Origin of the sequence: Sphingomonas sp. Leaf231 (assembly GCF_001421995.1) — a bacterium.
Classification (GTDB): domain Bacteria; phylum Pseudomonadota; class Alphaproteobacteria; order Sphingomonadales; family Sphingomonadaceae; genus Sphingomonas.
On sequence record NZ_LMLS01000002.1, the window covers coordinates 549,860 to 569,062 of the forward strand.

Annotated in this window: 19 protein-coding genes; 8 read left to right on the forward strand and 11 right to left on the reverse strand. The window is 68.3% G+C overall.

Features of this window, described 5'->3' with window-relative positions; genetic code table 11:
• Positions 1 to 2: 2 nt before the first annotated feature.
• A complete protein-coding gene (locus ASE95_RS08805; RefSeq protein ID WP_056634617.1) occupies positions 3 to 812 on the reverse strand; it encodes a class I SAM-dependent methyltransferase in 810 nt (269 codons plus the stop codon).
• Between the two features lie 47 nt (positions 813 to 859).
• Here ASE95_RS08805 and ASE95_RS08810 point away from each other — a divergent pair, with 47 nt between their 5' ends.
• The gene (locus tag ASE95_RS08810; protein WP_156347944.1) at positions 860 to 1,054 is read left to right on the forward strand and encodes a hypothetical protein; all 195 of its coding nucleotides are present in this window, start codon (positions 860 to 862) and stop codon (positions 1,052 to 1,054) included.
• Between the two features lie 146 nt (positions 1,055 to 1,200).
• Positions 1,201 to 1,404 (forward strand): hypothetical protein, encoded by a 204-nt coding sequence (locus ASE95_RS08815; protein ID WP_056634622.1) that lies wholly within the window; start codon positions 1,201 to 1,203, stop codon positions 1,402 to 1,404.
• A gap of 3 nt (positions 1,405 to 1,407) precedes the next feature.
• On the opposite strand, the gene ASE95_RS08820 is transcribed toward ASE95_RS08815, so the two are convergent.
• From ASE95_RS08820 to ASE95_RS08835, 4 genes are all read right to left on the reverse strand, one after another.
• Positions 1,408 to 1,647 (reverse strand): DUF6894 family protein, encoded by a 240-nt coding sequence (locus tag ASE95_RS08820; RefSeq protein WP_056634625.1) that lies wholly within the window; start codon positions 1,645 to 1,647, stop codon positions 1,408 to 1,410.
• A gap of 78 nt (positions 1,648 to 1,725) precedes the next feature.
• Positions 1,726 to 2,967 (reverse strand): retropepsin-like aspartic protease, encoded by a 1,242-nt coding sequence (locus ASE95_RS08825; RefSeq protein WP_235528244.1) that lies wholly within the window; start codon positions 2,965 to 2,967, stop codon positions 1,726 to 1,728.
• Positions 2,968 to 3,056: 89 nt separating this feature from the next.
• Complete coding sequence (locus ASE95_RS08830) at positions 3,057 to 4,604, reverse strand: CpaF family protein (RefSeq protein WP_443025448.1); 1,548 nt, start codon at positions 4,602 to 4,604, stop codon at positions 3,057 to 3,059.
• Positions 4,605 to 4,668: 64 nt separating this feature from the next.
• Complete coding sequence (locus tag ASE95_RS08835) at positions 4,669 to 5,493, reverse strand: Ada metal-binding domain-containing protein (RefSeq protein WP_056634628.1); 825 nt, start codon at positions 5,491 to 5,493, stop codon at positions 4,669 to 4,671.
• A 199-nt stretch (positions 5,494 to 5,692) separates the two neighbouring features.
• Between ASE95_RS08835 and ASE95_RS08840 the strand changes: the two genes are divergently transcribed.
• The 5 genes from ASE95_RS08840 to ASE95_RS08860 all read left to right on the forward strand — a co-directional run bounded on the left by ASE95_RS08840 (position 5,693) and on the right by ASE95_RS08860 (position 10,748).
• Complete coding sequence (locus ASE95_RS08840) at positions 5,693 to 6,262, forward strand: F0F1 ATP synthase subunit delta (RefSeq protein WP_056636045.1); 570 nt, start codon at positions 5,693 to 5,695, stop codon at positions 6,260 to 6,262.
• A 4-nt stretch (positions 6,263 to 6,266) separates the two neighbouring features.
• Entirely contained in the window at positions 6,267 to 7,796 is a 1,530-nt protein-coding gene (gene atpA, locus ASE95_RS08845; protein ID WP_056634631.1) for a F0F1 ATP synthase subunit alpha, read from the forward strand.
• 99 nt (positions 7,797 to 7,895) lie between these two features.
• Positions 7,896 to 8,774: a F0F1 ATP synthase subunit gamma gene (locus ASE95_RS08850; protein WP_056634634.1), complete on the forward strand. Its 879-nt coding sequence runs from the start codon at positions 7,896 to 7,898 to the stop codon at positions 8,772 to 8,774.
• Between the two features lie 110 nt (positions 8,775 to 8,884).
• Positions 8,885 to 10,363 (forward strand): F0F1 ATP synthase subunit beta, encoded by a 1,479-nt coding sequence (gene atpD / locus ASE95_RS08855; RefSeq protein WP_056634637.1) that lies wholly within the window; start codon positions 8,885 to 8,887, stop codon positions 10,361 to 10,363.
• Between the two features lie 133 nt (positions 10,364 to 10,496).
• The gene (locus ASE95_RS08860) at positions 10,497 to 10,748 is read left to right on the forward strand and encodes an ATP synthase F1 subunit epsilon (RefSeq protein WP_056634640.1); all 252 of its coding nucleotides are present in this window, start codon (positions 10,497 to 10,499) and stop codon (positions 10,746 to 10,748) included.
• Between the two features lie 674 nt (positions 10,749 to 11,422).
• Here the strand turns inward: ASE95_RS08860 and ASE95_RS08865 are convergent.
• Positions 11,423 to 13,198 (reverse strand): ABC transporter transmembrane domain-containing protein, encoded by a 1,776-nt coding sequence (locus tag ASE95_RS08865; protein WP_056634643.1) that lies wholly within the window; start codon positions 13,196 to 13,198, stop codon positions 11,423 to 11,425.
• Between the two features lie 183 nt (positions 13,199 to 13,381).
• On the opposite strand from ASE95_RS08865, the gene ASE95_RS08870 reads away from it, so the two are divergent.
• Entirely contained in the window at positions 13,382 to 14,626 is a 1,245-nt protein-coding gene (locus ASE95_RS08870; RefSeq protein ID WP_056634647.1) for a polyhydroxyalkanoate depolymerase, read from the forward strand.
• Between the two features lie 62 nt (positions 14,627 to 14,688).
• Here the strand turns inward: ASE95_RS08870 and ASE95_RS08875 are convergent, their stop codons facing one another.
• From ASE95_RS08875 to ASE95_RS08895, 5 genes are all read right to left on the reverse strand, one after another.
• Positions 14,689 to 15,192: a pyridoxamine 5'-phosphate oxidase family protein gene (locus tag ASE95_RS08875; RefSeq protein ID WP_056634650.1), complete on the reverse strand. Its 504-nt coding sequence runs from the start codon at positions 15,190 to 15,192 to the stop codon at positions 14,689 to 14,691.
• A gap of 310 nt (positions 15,193 to 15,502) precedes the next feature.
• On the reverse strand, positions 15,503 to 16,681 hold the full coding sequence (locus ASE95_RS08880) for an acetyl-CoA C-acyltransferase (RefSeq protein ID WP_056634653.1): 1,179 nt from the start codon (positions 16,679 to 16,681) through the stop codon (positions 15,503 to 15,505).
• Between the two features lie 15 nt (positions 16,682 to 16,696).
• Positions 16,697 to 17,164 carry a MaoC family dehydratase gene (locus tag ASE95_RS08885; protein ID WP_156347945.1) on the reverse strand — a complete coding sequence of 156 codons (468 nt, stop codon included), beginning with the start codon at positions 17,162 to 17,164 and terminating at the stop codon, positions 16,697 to 16,699.
• A 222-nt stretch (positions 17,165 to 17,386) separates the two neighbouring features.
• Positions 17,387 to 17,785: a glycine zipper 2TM domain-containing protein gene (locus ASE95_RS08890; protein ID WP_056636051.1), complete on the reverse strand. Its 399-nt coding sequence runs from the start codon at positions 17,783 to 17,785 to the stop codon at positions 17,387 to 17,389.
• 54 nt (positions 17,786 to 17,839) lie between these two features.
• Positions 17,840 to 19,135 (reverse strand): dicarboxylate/amino acid:cation symporter, encoded by a 1,296-nt coding sequence (locus tag ASE95_RS08895; RefSeq protein WP_056634656.1) that lies wholly within the window; start codon positions 19,133 to 19,135, stop codon positions 17,840 to 17,842.
• Between the last annotated feature and the right edge of the window lie 68 nt (positions 19,136 to 19,203).

The window sequence follows — 19,203 nt, forward strand, 5'->3', positions numbered from 1 at the left end:
GGTCAGCGTGGCTTGACGAACTTCAGCGTCATCCGGTCGCTTTCGCCGATCGCCGCGTAGCGGGCGCGGTCGACGTCCTTGAGCGCGTAACTGGGCGGCAACGTCCACACCCCGTTCGGCCAGTCGGCGGTATCTTTCGGATTGGCGTTCACCTCCGACCGGGCGGCCAGCCGGAACCCGGCGGCGGTGGCGTAGCCGACGACGGTGCTGGTCTTCATATAGCCGCTTTTTTCCTCGGCGGCGGCGTCGCGCGCCTCGGGCAGGCGATGTTCGACCACGCCGAGCGTACCGCCGGGCTTGAGCATCCGGAACATCGCGGCGAACATCTGCCGCGCCTGATCCTCGCCACCGAAGCGCCAATTGTGGACGTTGCGGAACGTGAGCACGACATCGGCGCTGCCATCGGGCACGCCCGGCTGCCCCGCGGCGGCGGGCAGCGCGGCGAGCGTGATCTTGCCGTAAGTGGCCGCGTCCTTCGCCTGCAGCCCGCGCACTCCGTTCAGCCCGCGTTCCCACGGACCCGCCGCATAATAGCGCCCGCGCGCTGCGGTGAGCGGGGCCAGGATCTCGCTATACCAGCCGCTGCCCGGCCAGACCTCCACCACGGTGTCGGTGGGCCGGACGCCGAAAAAGGCCAGCGTCGCACCGGGGTGGCGATAACGGTCGCGTGCGGTATTGGCGGCGCTGCGCGTCGGCGCCTTCACCGCCGCCGCGATCGGAGCGGGGACGGCTGGCGCGGCGTGCACGGCCGTGACGGGCAGCGTCACCAGCAGCGCGGGGGCGAGAAGCAGAACGGGGGCGAGACGATGCATGGAAGGAAACCTCTCCGCGGGTGGGGATATGCGAGGCTGACGTGGCGGTGAGCGATGCGCAAGTCCTGCCGTTCGCGATAGCCGCGACGGCGGTGACGATCGCGGTCGCGGCGGGGTGGCGCGATCACCGGCGACGGCACCGGGTCGACCCCGACGCGGTGGGCTGGATCGACTGGACATGGGTGCAGGCCATTGCGCTAATCGTCGCGGCCATCGCGGGATGGGTGGCGCTAAAGCCCTAATCCGACAACGGAACCGGTAGTCGCGTCACGGGTTGTTGGCGGATCGCTGGATGACGTGCACTGGCGCGCCGCCGACTGTGCCACATCGGCACGATCGGCAGTGCGACGACGACAGGCCAGCCCCGACCATCACGGCAGGTGCAGGCATGAAGGCAGATCTGTGTACGATGGCGCCAGCAGTAAGCGCCGATGAGGGCGTGGTTACCGTGCTGTCGCGCTGTGGCGCCAGCTACAACCTGACTGCGGAAGCCGCGATGCGGCTGAGCGAGGAACTGGTGCGGAGCGCGGCACGCGCACGCGGACAACAACGGATGAGCGAACCCCGCACCGGCGACGCCCGCTCACGCTGAGCGTCAGGTTTCCGGGCCGACCGGACGCGGGGTGACGGTGGCGACGATCACCGTGGCGACGGCGCGCCCGACGTCATCCTCTACCGTAACCCGCCAATGTCCCTCCTCCGCGAAGCCGGGATGGCTGGCGAGATAGGCACCGAGCCGCTGGATCGCCTGATTGCGGGCGGCGGGGAGATCGGCGCATTCGACCGGAACCCGATCCTGCTCGCGACCGGCGAAGGTGATGTGATATTGCGGCATAATGTCCCGGAGTGATCGAGTGGTGCAAACGTTACCGTCTCGTTAACCCCGCGTGAACTATCGCCGAAATGATCTGCATCAATAGAAACGTCGCAACATCAATCGACGGCGCCCGCCGGTGCAATCGCCAAGCGTAACGCTGCGCCCCGCCGCCGCCGTGGCCCACCCCGCCAGCGCGCTGGTGGCGTAATCGGCGCGGACCCGCGCTCCGTCGATGGTGCAGATCATGTCGCCGTCGCGCCAGCCGCCGGCCGCCGCGGGACTGCCGCGCATGACATGCAGCACCTTCAACCGGTCCCCGGTCAGCCCGAGCAGCAGGCCGCTGGTCGAGCGGACCGGCGGCGTGGCGGCAGCGGCGGTGGGCGCGAGCAGCATGTGGCCCGCGGTGGGATCGAGCAGCACGCGATAGCGCTGCAGGAAGCCCGAGCCGATCCGGCCCGCGACGCCGATCGTGTCGGAGAAGCCGCCGACCGGCTCCACGCGCACCTCCACATCGCGCGCTTCGGTCTCGCCGACCCGGACCTCCGGCAGGATCGCCATGTCGAAGACCACCGGGCCGGCGAGTCCGAACGAGACGGTGCTGGTGACCGGGCCGGCGGCGGTGCGCGCGTGGGCCCAAGCGGCGGGGCCGAGCGTGATCGCGGAGCCGTCGCCGGTATCCACCACCATCGGCGCGATCGCCCGCCCGCCGACCGCGATCGCGCCGAGATAGATCCGCAAGTCCGGCGCGATCGTCAGCGGGGCGGCGACCCCGGCGAACGGGCGGCTGCCGCTGCGTAACAGGCGAAAGCGACGCGCGCGATAGTCGATGTCGAGCGCATAGGGCGCGGTCAGGTCGCGCCCGACCAGCAGGTCGATCGCGCGCGTTCCGCCCGTCGCCGCGGCGGGCAGGTCGGCCACGCCCAGACTGCCGCCGCGCCGGGTGACCGCGCCGATCGCCAGCCGCTGCGTCGCCACCCGCCCGATCGCCACGGTGCCGCCGATCGCGGTGGCGCGCCCCTCCGCCTGCACCGCCAGCCCGTGCGCGTCGGCATAGCGGCGCGCGAGCACCGAATAGCTGACACCGGTATCGAGGATCGCGGTGACCGGGCGACCGTCCAGCGCCATGGTGAAGCGGATCTGGTTGCCGGGCGTCAGGTCGAACGGAATCCAGCGCGTCTCCGCATCGGGCGCGAGCGCCGACCGGCCCGCCCAGGCCGCGCGCGGATCGGCGGACGCGGAGAGTGGGGCCGGAACCGGGGGCTGAACCGGGGCCGTAGCCGGGGCCGCGATCGGTGCGGCAAGGAGGGCGGCCAGCGGGAGTAGCGACGGGATCGGCACGACCGCAGGTGTAGCGGATCGCGCGGGCGTGTCACGCCGCGCGCGATGCGTCCCGTCGTCGGGCGTGCGCGCGAACTGGCCGCGTCATCTTACAGGCATGCCTCCAGATACGCCTGGTCGAAGCCGAACTGCTTGGCCTTGTCGATCGTGTAGGGGCGCAGGCCCATCGAGCGATATTCGCCGATGATCTTGCCGTCGGCGCTTTCGTCGAGATACTCGAACTTGAACAATTCCTGCGTGACGATCACCGGGCCTTCCATGCCGATCACCTCCGTCACGTTGGTGACGCGGCGGCTGCCGTCGCGCAGGCGCTTCACCTGGATGATGAGGTCGACCGAATCGGCGATCTGGCGGCTGATCGCCTCCTTGGGCACCTTGATGTCCGACATCATCACCATGTTCTCCATGCGCGCCAGCGCCTCGCGCGGGGAGTTGGAGTGGAGCGTGCACATCGAACCGTCGTGACCGGTGTTCATCGCCGCGAGCATGTCGAAACACTCGCTGCCACGGATTTCGCCCAGGATGATGCGGTCCGGGCGCATACGCAGCGCGTTCTTCACGAGATCGCGGATGCTGATCTCCCCCTGACCCTCCAGATTGGCCGGGCGGGTTTCCAGCGGCAGCCAGTGCGGCTGCTGCAGCCGCAGTTCGGCCGCGTCCTCGATCGTCAGCACCCGCTCGCCCGGGTCGATCATCTTGGACAGCGCGTTGAGCATCGTGGTCTTGCCCGAGCCGGTGCCGCCCGAGATGACGATGTTGAAGCGGCAGGCGCCCGCCACCTTCAGCGCGGTCGCCATCTTGGTGCTCATGCTGCCGAAGCCGGCCATCATGTCGAGCGTGATCGGCTTGGCGGAGAATTTGCGGATCGAGATCGCGGTGCCGCGCAGGGAGAGCGGCGGGACGATCACGTTGACGCGGCTGCCGTCCTTCAGGCGGGCGTCGGCCAGCGGCGTGGTCTGGTCGACGCGACGGCCGACCGAGTTGCAGATGCGCTGCGCGATCTGGAACAGATGCTCCTCGTCACGGAAGGCGATCTGCGCCAGTTCCAGCCGGCCCTTGCGCTCGATGAAGGTCTGGTCGGGTCCGTTGACCATGATGTCACTGATCTCGGGATCGGACAGCAATTCCTCGAGCGGGCCCAGCCCGAGCAATTCGTCGACCAGCACCTTTTCCAGCGCGAATTGTTCGCGGCGGTTGAGCGTCAGCTTCAGTTCGGCCAGCACCTCGCCGATGATCGGGCGGAACTCCTCCGCCAGCTCGTCCTTGCCGAGCGTGGCGGCGGCTTCGGGATCGACACGCTCCAGCAGGCGCGGCAGCACCTGCTCCTTGATCTTGTGGATCGACGCCTCGAACCCTTCCATGCGGCTCGACCCGGCCTCACCGGTGGCGTTCTGGCGATCCGACAGCCGCTGCATCGCGTCGATCTGGCTTTGCGGGGTGAGCGGATCGAGCGCGGCCAGCGCATCGAGGGGCGGGGCGGTCTCCACCGGCGCATCGTCGCGCAGGCTGCTGCCGGGCCCGACGTGCATCGGGCGCGCCACGCCGAAGCCGCCGCGTGCGCCGCCGCCCGCGGTGCCGACGCCCGTCCCGTTGCCCCCATTACCCATGCCGCCGTTGCGGCGTCCGAACGCGTTCATCGGGCCTGATCGTCCTCACACTGTCTCAGCCGAGGGTAGCTAGCGGACAAGGCTTACGATTCGGCTAACCACACCGCGCGGCGGCGGCGTGCAGCAAGGTGCGGAATGCGACGCGGCGGAGCGCGAGCGGCAGGCTGGCGTCGGTGGCGATCGCGCCGGTCGCCGCCACCAGCGCGGCGGCGCGGGCGTGCAGCGACGCCGTGCCGGGGTGGAGCGTGGCGGCGGGGAAGGCGGTGCGCAGCCCGGCATCGTCGTCCTCGAACGCGAACCGGCACCAGCCGCGCGCCGTCGCCGCCATCAGGAGCGTACCGGGCGGAGCGGCGAGCGCGACCCAGCCGATCCCCTCCCCCGCGCCCCCCGCCGCAGCGGTGTGCGGGGTCATGCCCAGCCGCGCGGCATCGACATAGAAGCGGCTGGGGGCGGCATAGCCGGCATCGTAGATCGCGGCGGTGACGCTGGCGGTGGCGCGCAACGCCGCCAGCGCGCGGTCGGCGCGGTGCGTCCGCGCGAGTGCGGCGGGCGTGACGCCGGTCAGCCGGCGGAACAGCCGGTGGAAATGATGCGGGGCATAGCCAACCGCCGCCGCGAGCGACGCCAGCGGCGGGCATGTCGCGTCGTCGGCAATCAGCGCCGCGGCCTGCACCACAGCCGCCCGGTCGCGCGCCACCGAATCGGGCAGGCAGCGGCGACAGGCGCGATAGCCGGCGGCACGCGCCGCGGCGGCATCGGCGAGGAAGCGGACGTTGTCGCGACGCGGGCGGCGGGCGGCGCAGCTGGGCTTGCAGTAGATGAGCGTGCTGCGCACCGCGACGACGAACCGCCCGTCCCACGCGCGGTCGCGCGCGACGAAGGCGGCCCATGCTGTATCCGGGTCGATCGGGGCATCCATGGCGGCGGTTGTAGCAGGGGGGCGCCGCGAACGGCATCCCGCCGCTTGCGCCCGAACCGGCCGCGCCGATCGTTTCACTCCGGTTGCATCGCGGCGGCCCCTTTGCTACGCGCGCCGTACCCCAAGCGAGGCGCTTTCGTTGCGCCATCCGTTCGCATGGGTATTGCACCTTTGGGTCATGACGAGGAATTTGGATCGCGTGGAGAGTTCCGGCGGTAATCAGGGCAGCAGCATCCAGGCCGGTCTCGGCGGTCGATATGCCAGTGCGCTGTTCGATCTGGCGGTGGAGGCCCGTGCGGTCGATCGCGTCGAGGAAAGCCTGACGGCGGTGCGCGACGCGCTGGCCGAATCAAGCGAGTTCGCGATGCTGACGGCGTCGCCGGTGATCGCCCGCGGGCAAGCGGTAAAGGCGGTGCTGGCCACCGCCGACGCACTGGGGCTGGACGCGACGACGCGCAGCTTCCTGGGCGTGCTGGCGGAGAACCGCCGGCTGGCCGCGCTTCCGCAGATCATCCGCGCGTTCCGCACGCTGGCCGCGCGCCATCGCGGCGAAACGACCGCCGAGGTCACCAGCGCGCATCCGTTGTCGCCCGAGCAGGTCGACGCGTTGAGGCAGCAGCTGCGCCAGCGTGTCGGTCGCGAGGTGTCGGTGGACCTGTCCGTCGACCCGCAGATCCTGGGCGGCCTGGTCGTCCGCATCGGTTCCCAGATGATCGATTCGTCGATCCGTACCCGTTTGAATGCGCTTGCCAGCGCGATGAAAGGCTGAGTTGATGGACATCCGCGCCGCAGAAATCTCCCGCGTCATCAAGGACCAGATCGCCAGTTTCGGCACCGAGGCGCAGGTTTCGGAAACCGGGCAGGTGTTGAGCGTCGGTGACGGCATCGCGCGCATCTATGGCCTCGACAACGTCCAGGCGGGCGAGATGGTCGAGTTCGCCAACGGCGTGCAGGGCATGGCGCTGAACCTTGAGGCCGATAATGTCGGCGTCGTGATCTTCGGGTCGGATTCCGAAATCCGCGAGGGCGACACCGTCAAGCGCACCGGCACGATCGTGGACGTGCCGGTCGGCAAGGCGTTGCTGGGCCGCGTGGTCGATGGTCTGGGTAATCCGATCGACGGCAAGGGCCCGATCCTGACCGATCAGCGCAGCCGCGTCGAGGTGAAGGCGCCCGGCATCATCCCGCGCAAGTCGGTGCACGAGCCGGTGCAGACCGGCCTGAAGGCGATCGACGCGCTGGTGCCGGTCGGCCGTGGGCAGCGCGAGCTGATCATCGGCGACCGTCAGACCGGCAAGTCGGCGGTGGCGATCGATACGTTCATCAACCAGAAGCAGGCCAACGCCGGCACCGACGAATCGAAGAAGCTGTACTGCATCTACGTCGCGATCGGGCAGAAGCGTTCGACCGTCGCGCAGCTGGTCCGCACGCTGGAAGAGAATGGCGCGATGGAATATTCCATCGTCGTCGCCGCGACCGCATCCGATCCGGCTCCGTTGCAGTTCCTCGCGCCGTACACCGGGTGCGCGATGGGCGAATATTTCCGCGACAACGGCATGCACGCCGTCATCGTCTATGACGATCTGTCCAAGCAGGCGGTGGCGTATCGCCAGATGTCGCTGTTGCTGCGTCGTCCGCCGGGCCGCGAAGCCTATCCGGGCGACGTCTTCTATCTCCACTCGCGCCTGCTGGAGCGTGCGGCGAAGATGAACGAGGCCAATGGCTCGGGCTCGCTGACCGCGCTGCCGATCATCGAGACGCAGGCCGGCGACGTGTCCGCGTACATCCCGACCAACGTGATCTCGATTACCGACGGGCAGATCTTCCTCGAAACCGATTTGTTCTTCGCGGGCATCCGCCCGGCGATCAACGTCGGCCTGTCGGTCAGCCGCGTCGGCGGCGCGGCGCAGACCAAGGCGATGAAGAAGGTGTCCGGCTCGATCAAGCTGGAGCTGGCGCAGTATCGCGAGATGGCGGCGTTCGCGCAATTCGGGTCGGACCTGGATGCATCGACGCAGCGGCTGCTGAACCGCGGCGCGCGCCTGACCGAATTGCTGAAGCAGCCGCAGTTCGCGCCGATGCCGTTCGAGGAGCAGACGGTGTCGATCTATGCCGGCACCAACGGCTTCATCGACACGGTGCCCGTGGCCGACGTCAACCGCTACGAAGCGGCGATGCTGAGCTACATGCGCACCGACCATGCCGACGTGCTGACCGCGATCCGCGACAGCCGCGAACTGGGCAAGGATACCGAGGGCAAGCTGAAGGAAGCGCTCGGGCAGTTCGCGAAGACGTTCGCGTAACAGCGTGGCATCCCGGCGCAGGCCGGGGTGTGCGGCCGCGAGCGAGCGGTCGGTGGCACGAGATCCCGGGGCTTCCCGGGACGACGAAGTTGGGAAGAAATGGCGTCACTCAAGGCCCTCAAGATCCGCATCGGCTCGGTGAAGTCGACGCAGAAGATCACCAAGGCGATGAAGATGGTCGCCGCCGCCAAGCTGCGCCGTGCGCAGGAGGCGGCGGTCGCCGGGCGTCCCTATGCCGAGCGGCTGGAGGGCGTGGTCGCCAGCCTGGCGCGCAATGTCGGCGTCGGCGCGTCGCCGCTGCTGGCGGGGACCGGCAAGGACCAGGTGCATCTGCTGGTGGTCGCCACGTCCGAGCGCGGGCTGGCGGGTGCGTTCAACACCAACATCGTCCGTGCCGCCCGCCGCAAGGCCGAGGAACTGGAAGCCGCGGGCAAGACTGTGCGCTTCTATCTGGCCGGCAAGAAGGGGCGGGTGATGCGCCGTTTCTATCCGAACGGTATCGTCGCTGACCATGACCTGTCGGAGCTGAAGACCGCCAGCTTCGACGCGGCCAAGGACATTGCCGACGACCTGATCCGCCGGTTCGAGGCGGGCGAGTTCGACATCGCGCATCTGTTCTATGCCCGGTTCCAGTCGGCGCTGGTGCAGGAGCCGATCGGCGCGCAGATCATCCCGGTATCGATCCCCGAACGAGCCGCCGCAAAGTCTGCGGCAGGCGGCGATGCGACGGTCGCATACGAGCCGAGCGAGGAAGCGATCCTGGCCGACCTGCTGCCGCGTAACGTGGCGATCCAGGTGTTCCGCGCGATGCTGGAAAATGCCGCATCCGAGCAGGGCAGCCGCATGACCGCGATGGACAATGCGACCCGCAACGCGGGCGACATGATCAAGCGGTTGAGCATTCAGTACAATCGTGCCCGTCAGGCCGCGATCACCACCGAGCTGGTCGAGATCATCTCGGGCGCCGAAGCGTTGTAATCTCACGCATCTTCCGGCTTCGTGCCGGAGGATGTGCCGCAAGCGACACTCCCGTGGAGGGAGATCCCGGCCGATGCCGGGATCACGAGTAGAAGGCAAGGAACGAAGCAATGGCCACCGTCCTAGAGGATCGCCCGACCCATCTCACGGGCCAGACCAACAACACGGGCCGCATCAGCCAGATCATCGGCGCGGTGGTCGACGTGTATTTCCCGTCGCAGCTGCCCGCGATCCTTTCGGCGCTGGAGACCCATAACAACGGCCAGCGGCTGGTGCTCGAGGTCGCGCAGCACCTCGGCGAGAATACCGTGCGCACGATCGCGATGGACGCGACCGAGGGGCTGACCCGCGGCCAGCCAGTCACCGACACCGGCGCGCAGATCCTGATGCCGGTCGGTCCGGCGACGCTGGGCCGCATCATGAACGTGATCGGTGAGCCGATCGACGAGCGCGGCCCGATCGCGACCGACCTGCGCGCACCGATCCACGCCAAGGCGCCGGACTTCATCGACCAGTCGACCGAGAATGCGATTCTGGTCACCGGCATCAAGGTCATCGACCTGCTCGCCCCCTACGCCAAGGGCGGCAAGATCGGCCTGTTCGGCGGCGCGGGCGTCGGCAAGACCGTGCTGATCCAGGAATTGATCAACAACATCGCGAAGGGCCATGGCGGCACGTCGGTGTTCGCGGGCGTCGGCGAGCGGACGCGCGAGGGCAACGACCTGTACCACGAATTCCTCGACGCGGGCGTGATCGCCAAGGACGCCGAGGGCAATGCGATCAGCGAGGGATCGAAGGTCGCGCTGGTATACGGCCAGATGAACGAGCCGCCGGGCGCACGTGCGCGCGTCGCGCTCTCGGGCTTGGCGATCGCGGAATATTTCCGCGACCAGGAAGGGCAGGACGTGCTGTTCTTCGTCGACAACATCTTCCGCTTCACGCAGGCGGGCGCCGAGGTGTCGGCACTGCTGGGTCGTATTCCGTCGGCGGTGGGTTACCAGCCGACCCTGTCGACCGACATGGGCGCGTTGCAGGAGCGCATCACCTCCACCAACAAGGGGTCGATCACCTCGGTGCAGGCGGTGTACGTGCCCGCGGACGATCTGACCGATCCCGCCCCGGCGACGTCGTTCGCGCACCTTGACGCGACGACGGTGCTGAACCGCGCCATCTCCGAACTGGGCATCTACCCGGCGGTCGATCCGCTGGATTCGACCAGCCGCGTGCTGGAGCCGCGCACCGTGGGGCAGGAGCATTACGAGACGGCGCGTGCGGTGCAGGCCACGTTGCAGAAGTACAAGTCGCTGCAGGACATCATCGCCATCCTCGGGATGGACGAGCTGTCCGAAGAGGACAAGCTGACCGTGAGCCGCGCGCGCAAGATCCAGCGCTTCCTGAGCCAGCCGTTCCACGTCGCCGAGGTGTTCACCAACATCCCCGGCAAGTTCGTGCAGCTGGAAGATACGATCCGCAGCTTCAAGGCGGTGGTGAGCGGCGAGTACGATCACTTGCCGGAAGCCGCCTTCTACATGGTCGGCGGGATCGACGAAGCGGTCGCGAAGGCCGAGAAGATGGCCAAGGAAGCCTGAACGCTTCCGTCGCGCTCCTTCCGGGCCGGAAGGGGGGCGACAGGCGGGGCGCTGTCGGAAGACGGATCGCCTCGCCATCACCATGCGTCACCCCGCCCCCTTCCCGCCGGGAAGCGGGAGAAGGACGAACCCCATGCTGCATTTCGAACTCGTCACCCCCGAGCGTCTCGTCCGTTCCGAGGATGTCCACATGATCACCGTCCCGGGCGTCGATGGCGACTTCGCGGTGCTGGAGGGCCATGCGCCCTTCATGTCGACGATCCGCGACGGCGACGTGCTGGTGCAGAAGACGGCGGGCGGGCAGCCCGAGACGATCGCAATCCGCGGCGGCTTCGCCGAAGTGAACGCGCGCGGGCTTACGGTCCTCGCCGAACACGCCGGCTGATTCCGCCGGCTCCGTCGCGGGGCGAGCGATCCCGTCGATGTGACAGTGATCGTCGAGGCGACCACTTGCCGCGAATGATTTGCGGGACGAAAGTCACGGCGCGCCCATCCGGCCGCGGGTCAGCCCTCGCTGACCTCAAGCTTGTCCTTGGACGGCGAGGTCGATGTCGGATGTAGCGCCAGTCTCCCACCGGTCATTCGGGCCGCGGAGAATGCGCATGGCCCATGTCGGCGGCGTCAGGCCGCTCGGGCAGTGTGGCGCTGGTCGGTGCCCCGCAGGTTCGGCTGCGCTGCGCGGGATCACAAACCGCTGGCTGATCGTCGTGACAGGGATCGGCCTGCGCCGCAAAGGTTCGATGCCATAGGTTCCGTGGCACACGTCGAGGCCCGAGCCGGAGCCGGGCCGCGACGGAAGCACGAGCCGGGGTCGAAGGCGAGACCAGCCCTGGTCCAGAGCGGCCGAACCGGAGGCAGAGCGGTGCGGCGGGGTCAGCCGGAAGCAGAGCCGGGGCCGGGCCATAGCCGGCATATCACGATTCGCTGCGTCGAACGGGCGTTTATTCGCCTGTGCGGAGGCGCCCGCTTGCTCAACCCTGTATGCAACGCTGTCCCACGCCGACGTGGGGCCCGCCTGGGTGCGCGCTAACAGGTGCCGTCGCGAACCCGTCGGGCGCGTCAGGCGTCGTTGAATTGCAGACTGGCGAGGCGGGCGTAGAGGCCGCCGCCGGCGATCAGCGCGGCGTGGGTGCCTTGTTCGACGATGCGGCCGCCGTCCATGACCACGATCCGCGAGGCGGCGCGGACGGTGGCGAGGCGGTGGGCGATGACGATCGTGGTGCGGGTGGCCATCAGCCGTTCCAGCGCATCCTGCACCAGCCGCTCGCTCCCGGCGTCGAGTGCGCTGGTCGCCTCGTCGAGCAACAGGATCGGCGCATCGCGCAGCAAGGCGCGGGCGATCGCCACCCGCTGACGTTGACCACCGGACAGGCGCGCGCCACCCTCGCCCAGAAACGTGTCGAGGCCATCCGGGAGCGCGCGCAGGAAGTCGGCGGCGTTGGCCGCCTCCGCCGCGGCCCAGACCTGCGCGTCGTCGGCATCCCATCGGCCGTAACGCAGATTGTCGCGCGCGGACGTGCCGAAGATCACGGTTTCCTGCGGCACCATCGCGATCCGCGCGCGCACCGCGGCCGGATCGGCGGTGGCGAGGTCGACGCCGTCGACCAGGACCTGCCCGGTCGCAGGGCGGTAGAAGTGCTGGAGCAGCTGGAACAGCGTCGACTTGCCCGCGCCCGATGGGCCGACCACCGCCAGCGTTTCCCCCGGCGCGACGTCCAGCGAGAAATCGTGCAACGCCGCGACGTCCGGGCGGCTGGGATAGCGGAACTCGACGTGGCGGAATGCGACGCTGCCGACGGGCGGCTGCGGCAGCGCGACCGGGTGTGCGGGGGCGGCGATCTCCGCACGCTCGGCCAGCAATTCGGCCAGCCGGCCCGCAGCCCCGGCACCGCGCAGCAGGTCGCCGTACACCTCGGTCAGCGCGCCGAACGCGCCGGCGACGATCCCGCCGGTCAGCACGAAGGCGGCGATCGCGCCACCCGACAGTCGCCCGGCGGCGACGTCCTCCGCGCCCTCCCACAACACGAGCGTGATGGCGCCGAAGATCAGCCCGATGACGATCGCGGTCATCACCGCCCGCAACGCGATGCGTTCCCGCGCGGTGGCCATCGTCGCCTCCACCGCGTCGGTGAACCGCGCGCTTTCACGGCGTTCCTGCCCGAACGCCTGGACGATCTTCATCGCGCCGAGCGTCTCGACCACGATCGAGCCGACGTCGGCAACCCGGTCCTGCGAGATGCGCGACAGGTTGCGGACACGGCGGCCCAGCAGCGCGATCGGCGCGATGATGAGCGGGATGCCCGCCAGCAGCAGCGCGGCGAGCTTTGGCGAGATCGCGAAAAGATAGACGAGGCCGCCGACCGCAGTGAACGAATTGCGCAGCGCGATCGAGACGGTGCTGCCGACCACCGTTTCGATCTGACCCGTGTCCGCAGTCAGCCGCGAGGCGATTTCGGAAGGGCGATTGGTTTCGTAGAAGGACGGGCTGAGCGTCATCAAATGGCGCTGCACCTCCGTCCGGATGTCGGCGACCACCCGTTCGCCCAGCCATGCGACGAAGTAGAAGCGCACCGCGGTGCCCAGCGCCAGCACCACGACGATCATCAGCATATAGTGGAACGACTGGGCCACCGCGTCCGGCGATGCGTCGCTGCCCGCAAAGCCGCGGTCGATCACGCGTTTGAAACTGTACGGAATAGCGATCGTCGCGCCCGAGGTGACCGCCAGCGCCATAAAGGCGGCGGTAATCTGTAACGGGTATTTTGCCGCGTGACGAAACACCATCGCGAGGTTGCCGAGACGGCGGGAAGGAGCGACGTCGGGTGCGCTGGCCATGGCGCGGCCTAGCAGTGCCGGACGACGCGCTCAACAATTGCCGTACCGGCGCGATACATGCCGCTTTGGGACAACCCATGTTGTACCTGGCGGAGCGGACACGTATCGTGATCGTTGCAGACGCGTTGCGATGGGCAAAGTCGCTTCAGGTTACCGTGCCTGCGGGCCGGGAAGGGAAGACGCATGTTGTACGATGCCTATGAATTCCAGCGATCGTGGCTGGCCTCGGCCAGCGCGATGGCCACCACCGGTGCGAACTGGCTGAACAATCCTTCCAATCCGTTCGCTTATCTGGGCGGCGGGCCGGTGATGGCGTCCGCGCTTGAGGTGTTCGCCCACGCTTCCGCATCGCGAGGCAAGCCGGCGTTCGGGCTGGACAGCACCATCATCGACGGGCGCGAAGTGCGCGTCACCGAGGAGATCGTGCTGCAACTGCCGTTCGGACAGCTCAAGCGCTTCCGCCGCGAGGGTGTGGAAGGCGGACCGCGGCTGTTGATCGCCGCGCCGATGTCCGGCCATTTCGCCACGCTGTTGCGCGGTACGGTGGAGCGGATGCTGCCGGTCGCCGACGTCTACATCACCGACTGGCGCGATGCGAAGCTGGTGTCGACGCGCGACGGGCGGTTCGATCTGGACGATTACATCGACTATCTCGTCGCCTTCCAGGAGGCGATCGGCGCGGATGACGACGGTCCGGCGGACGGCGCGCATGGTGCGCACATGCTGGCGGTGTGCCAGCCGTCGGTGCCGTGCCTGGCGGCGACCGCGTTGATGAGCGCCGATCGTCATCCGTGCCGGCCGCGCACCCTGACGATGATGGGCGGCCCGATCGACACGCGACAGGCACCCACCGCGGTGAACACGCTGGCGACCGAGCGGCCGTTCGCGTGGTTCGAGCAGAACGTGATCGCCACGGTGCCGATGCTGTACCCCGGCGCGGGGCGGAAAGTGTATCCCGGCTTCCTGCAATTGTCCGGGTTCATGTCCATGAACCTCGGCAACCACATGATGAGCCATTTCGAACTGTTCAAGCATCTGGTGGCCGGCGACGACGACAGCGCGGACGCGACCAAGCGCTTCTACGACGAATATCGCTCGGTCTGCGACATGACCGCCGAATTCTACCTGCAGACGATCGACACCGTGTTCCAGTCGCACAGCCTGCCCAAGGGCGAGATGATGCATCGCGGGCGCAAGGTCGATACCGGCGCGATCACCGACGTGGGGCTGCTGGCGATCGAGGGCGAGCGCGACGACATCAGCGGGCTGGGGCAGACGAAGGCGGCGCTGACGATCGCCACCGCGCTGCCCGAGGCGAAGAAGCGATATTACATGGCCGAAGCGGTCGGCCATTACGGTATCTTCAACGGATCGAAGTGGCGCAACCGCATCGCGCCGGTGGTCGAGGAATGGATGGCCGCGAATTGATGTGAAACGGGGCCGGTCGCTGCTGGCGACCGGCCCCGTTCATTTCCCCGCGTCGGCGGCGATCAGGCCGACGTGTTTTCCGCGGTCGTCTGCACCTTGGCGTGGCTGCCGTCCTCGCTGGGCGTGATCGTGCCGCCGAACAGCATCTTCACGCGGCCCGTCAGCGAGATATCGGATTCCCACAATTCCGCGGAGTCGATGTCGACGCGCAGCAGCGCCAGATTGGGGTCGTTGCGCCCGCCCGGAAACCATGCCTCGACCTGGTTGTTCCACAGCTTGTCGATCTGCGCCGCGTCGTTGTCGATGCGTGCCTGTCCGTCGAGGCAGGCGAAGAAATCATGCCCCTTCGATACGTATTGCGCCATCACGCGACCGCCGCCGGCGAGACGATTGTCCTTGCCGATGAAGAAGAACAGAGTGTCGACCTGATCCTGGTCGAGTTGCGCGGTCAGCGGTTCGTGATGGGCGTGGCCATCGGCCGGACCGACCATGACGAAGGGGCTGTCGGCCATCTTCTTCCACAGATCGGACTTCAGCTTCTTCGGATCGGTGTTGGCATCGGCCATATCGCATCTCCTGTTCTGGTTCGACGGGAGAACGAGGGGGTGGGGCGTTGGTTGCGCGATTGTTCTGCAAGCGTCATGAGCGTCAGTCGCGGCAGATCCGCCGCCATCGCAAGGGAGTGCACGATGACGTTCGCCGACCCGTGCATGTTCCCCGGCATCTTTATCGCCTTCTCGGTTCCGGTCGTGCGGGTGATCGAGGCGTCGCACACGGGCGGGGTCCGGGTCGCAGCCCCGGCTCCAAACGCATGTTAGCCCCGGCCGTGGCAGCGGCAGGAGCTCACATGAGGTGGTGCGACGCCGGCCTTCAAGATCACAGCACCTCGAACAATCCTGCCGCGCCCATGCCGCCGCCGACGCACATCGTCACGACGACGTAACGAACGCCGCGGCGCTTGCCCTCGATCAGCGCGTGGCCGACCATGCGCGCGCCGGACATGCCATAAGGGTGGCCGATCGCGATCGCGCCGCCGTCGACGTTCAGCAATTCGTCGGGAATGCCCAGCTTGTCGCGGCAATACAGCACCTGCACCGCAAACGCCTCGTTCAACTCCCACAGGCCGATATCGTCCATGGTCAGCCCGTTGCGCTCCAGCAGCTTAGGGATCGCGAAGACCGGGCCGATCCCCATCTCGTCGGGGGCGGTGCCGGCCACCGCCATGCCGATATAACGACCAAGCGGCGCCAGCCCGCGCTGCTCCGCGAGCTTCTCCTCCATCAGGACGCTGGCCGAGGCACCGTCGGACAATTGCGAGGCGTTGCCGGCGGTGATGTTGAGATCCGGCCCGAGCACCGGCTTCAACGCGCGCAGCCCATCCAGCGTGGTGTCGGCGCGGTTGCCCTCGTCCTTGGTCAGCGTCACCTTTTCATGGGTGACCTCTTTGGTCTCCTTGTTCACGTTCGCCTTGGTGGCGGTGACGGCGACGATCTCGACATCGAAGCGCCCGGCGTCCTGTGCGGCGGCGGTGCGCATCTGCGAGCGATAGCCGTACTCGTCCTGCGCCTCGCGGCTGATACCGTAGCGTTTGGCGACGACCTCGGCGGTTTGCAGCATCGGCATGTAGATGTCGGGGTGCATCGCCAGCAATTCGCGATCGGGCGCGACGCGCATCTCGGGGGTCTGCACCATGCTGATGCTCTCCACCCCGCCGCCGATCGCGATCTGCATGCCGTCGCCGACGATCTGCTTGGCGGCGGTGGCGATCGCCATCAGCCCCGATGCGCACTGGCGATCGAGCGACATGCCCGGCACCGTCGTCGGCAGGCCGGCGCGCAACAGGCTGGTGCGGGCGATGTTGGGCGATTGATGCCCCTGCTGAAGTGCTGCGCCCATCACCACGTCATCGATTTCCGCACCGTCGATCCCGGCGCGCTCGACGGCGGCGCGGATCGCATGCGCGGCAAGCGTGGGCGAGGGCAAGTCGTTGAACGCGCCGCGATAGGCGCGGCCGATCGGGGTGCGGGCGGTGGAGACGATGACGGCGGAGCGCATGGAGGCGGCCTTTCGCTAGGAATGCTGGACGAAGATCTGCGTGATCCATTCGGCGATCATCGCGGGCTTGGCCTGCCCCTCGATCTCCACCGTGATCTCGGACGTGGATTGATACTGGCCGGGGCGCTTCTCCGCGAAGGAGAGCAGCCGCGAATGGCCGCGGATGCGCGTGCCGGAGGGGACGGGGGCGAGGAAGCGGACACGGTTGCCGCCGTAATTGACCTGCATCGTCGCTCCATCCGGCCCGGGCAGGCCGGGCGTCGCGGCGGCGAGCTGCGGGAGCAGCGACAGCGTGAGGAAACCGTGCGCGATGGTGGTGCCGAACGGCGTGGCGCGGGCGCGCTCGGGATCGACGTGGATGAATTGCCGGTCGCCGGTCGCCTCCGCAAAGGCGTCGATCATCGCCTGGCTCACGACGATCCAGTCGGAGACGCCGACCCGACCGACCGCAGCCTCCATCTCCTCCGGCGTCACGATGCGCACCCTTTGCCAAGTTCGCCACTGTCTACGCGGGCGATGCGGCGATCGGCAAGGGGGTGGCGGACCTAAAGCCCGAATTGTCGCCATGGGCGCTGGTAAAGACGGGCAGACCCGACCTTCTAAGATGGATCCGGCGTGCGGGAACGAAAAAGCCCGCCGACGCGATCGGGTCGCGTCGGCGGGCCATGATCGCCGGGGACGGACCCGGTGGTCGTCGGTCGACGATCAGCGGCAACGCACCTTGCCACGGTCGATCTCGCGACCGAGCAGCGCGCCGGCGCCGCCGCCGGCCAGCGTGCCCAGCAAGCCGCCGCCGACGAGATTGCCGAGCAACGCGCCGCCCGCGCCGCCCACCACCAGCCCTGTGGTGCCGTTGTTGCGGCGACAATAGGCGCGACCGTCCTTGCCGCGATACACCTGATCCTCGCGGCTCAGGCGACGCTCACGGTAATTGCCGCGGCGATAATCGCGCGACGCGTCCCAGTCGTCACGGTCGCCGTGCCATTGGTAATCGCGGCCGCGTTCACGATCGCGATCCCGGCGCTGCGCGTCGGCGGACGGTGCCGCGACCATCGGGGCGGAGACGGTGGCGATTGCCAGCGCCGTCAGCAGGGCTTTCTTCATCTCGATCAATGCTCCTTCTCTTGCCTGCACGAACGTCGCAGGCGGAAGAAGGGTTCACGCCGCCTGCGGCCCGGCCTGTGTTCCGGCCTGATCGTTCGTCGGCGCGGCTGACGGCACGAGCAGTTTCTCGCGCTGCGCCACGATCAGCGGCACGACCACCTGCCCCGCGACGTTCACCGCGGTGCGCCCCATGTCGAGGATCGGGTCGATCGCCAGCAGCAGTCCGGCCCCTTCCAGCGGCAGGCCCAGCGTGGTGAGCGTCAGCGTGAGCATCACCAGCGCGCCGGTCAGCCCCGCAGTCGCCGCCGAACCGATCACCGAGACGAGCGCGATCAGCACGTAATCGGGCGCGTGCAGCGCGACGCCGTAATATTGCGCGACGAACAGCGCCGACACCGCAGGATAGATCGCCGCGCACCCGTCCATCTTGGTGGTGGCGGCGAACGGCACCGCGAAGGCGGCATAATCGCGCGGCACTCCGGCCTTTTCGGCGACATCCTCGGTTACCGGTAGCGTCGCGATCGACGAGCGCGACACGAAGCCGAGGTGGATCGCCGGCCAGGCGACCGCGAAGAAGCGGCGCGGCGACAGGCGATTGGCGGCGAGCAGCGCGGGATAGACGCCGAACAGCACCAGTGCGAGACCGAGGTACACCGCGCCCGCGAAGCTGCCGAGCGCGGCGAGCGACGACCAGCCGTAGCGGACGATCGCGGTGCCGATCAGCCCCGCGGTGCCGATCGGGGTGAGCCGGACGACCCAGCGCAGCAATTGCCGGAAGATCGCGAGCAGCGCGGCGTTCACGGTCAGAAACGCCTCTCCGGCTGCGCCGACCTTCACCGCCGCGGCACCCACCGCGATCGCGACGACGATCAATTGCAGCACGTTGAACGATATGCCGGTGGTCGCGGCCCCGTCCTTCAGCTTCGTCGATGCTTCGAGGCCGAGGATGTTGCCGGGGATCAGCCCGCGCAGGAAATCGAGCCATGATCCGGCGGTGCCCGGTGCGACCGCGCTGGCCGCATCGACGCCGGCGCGAACGCCAGGCTGGAGCAGGGTGCCGAGCGTCAGGCCGATCCCCACGGCGATCAAGGCGGTGATCGCGAACCACAGCAACGTCTGCCCGACGAGCCGCGCGGCATTGCCGAGGTCGCGCAACGCCGCGACCGAGGCGACCAGCGCGGTGAAGACCAGCGGAACGACCAGCGCCTTCAGCAGCTTCACGAAGCTCTCGCCGGTCAGGCGCAGCATCTCGGCCAAGACGCCATCGGGCGCGCCGCGCGCGAGAAAGCCGAGCGCGACGCCGATGGCCATGCCGGCGAAGACCTGCACGGTGAAGGAAGGTTTCTTCATGCGATGGAGGTGGGCGCGCGAGGGGAGCGACGCCAGCAACTTTGCATTTGCAGGCGGGGAGCGCCGCT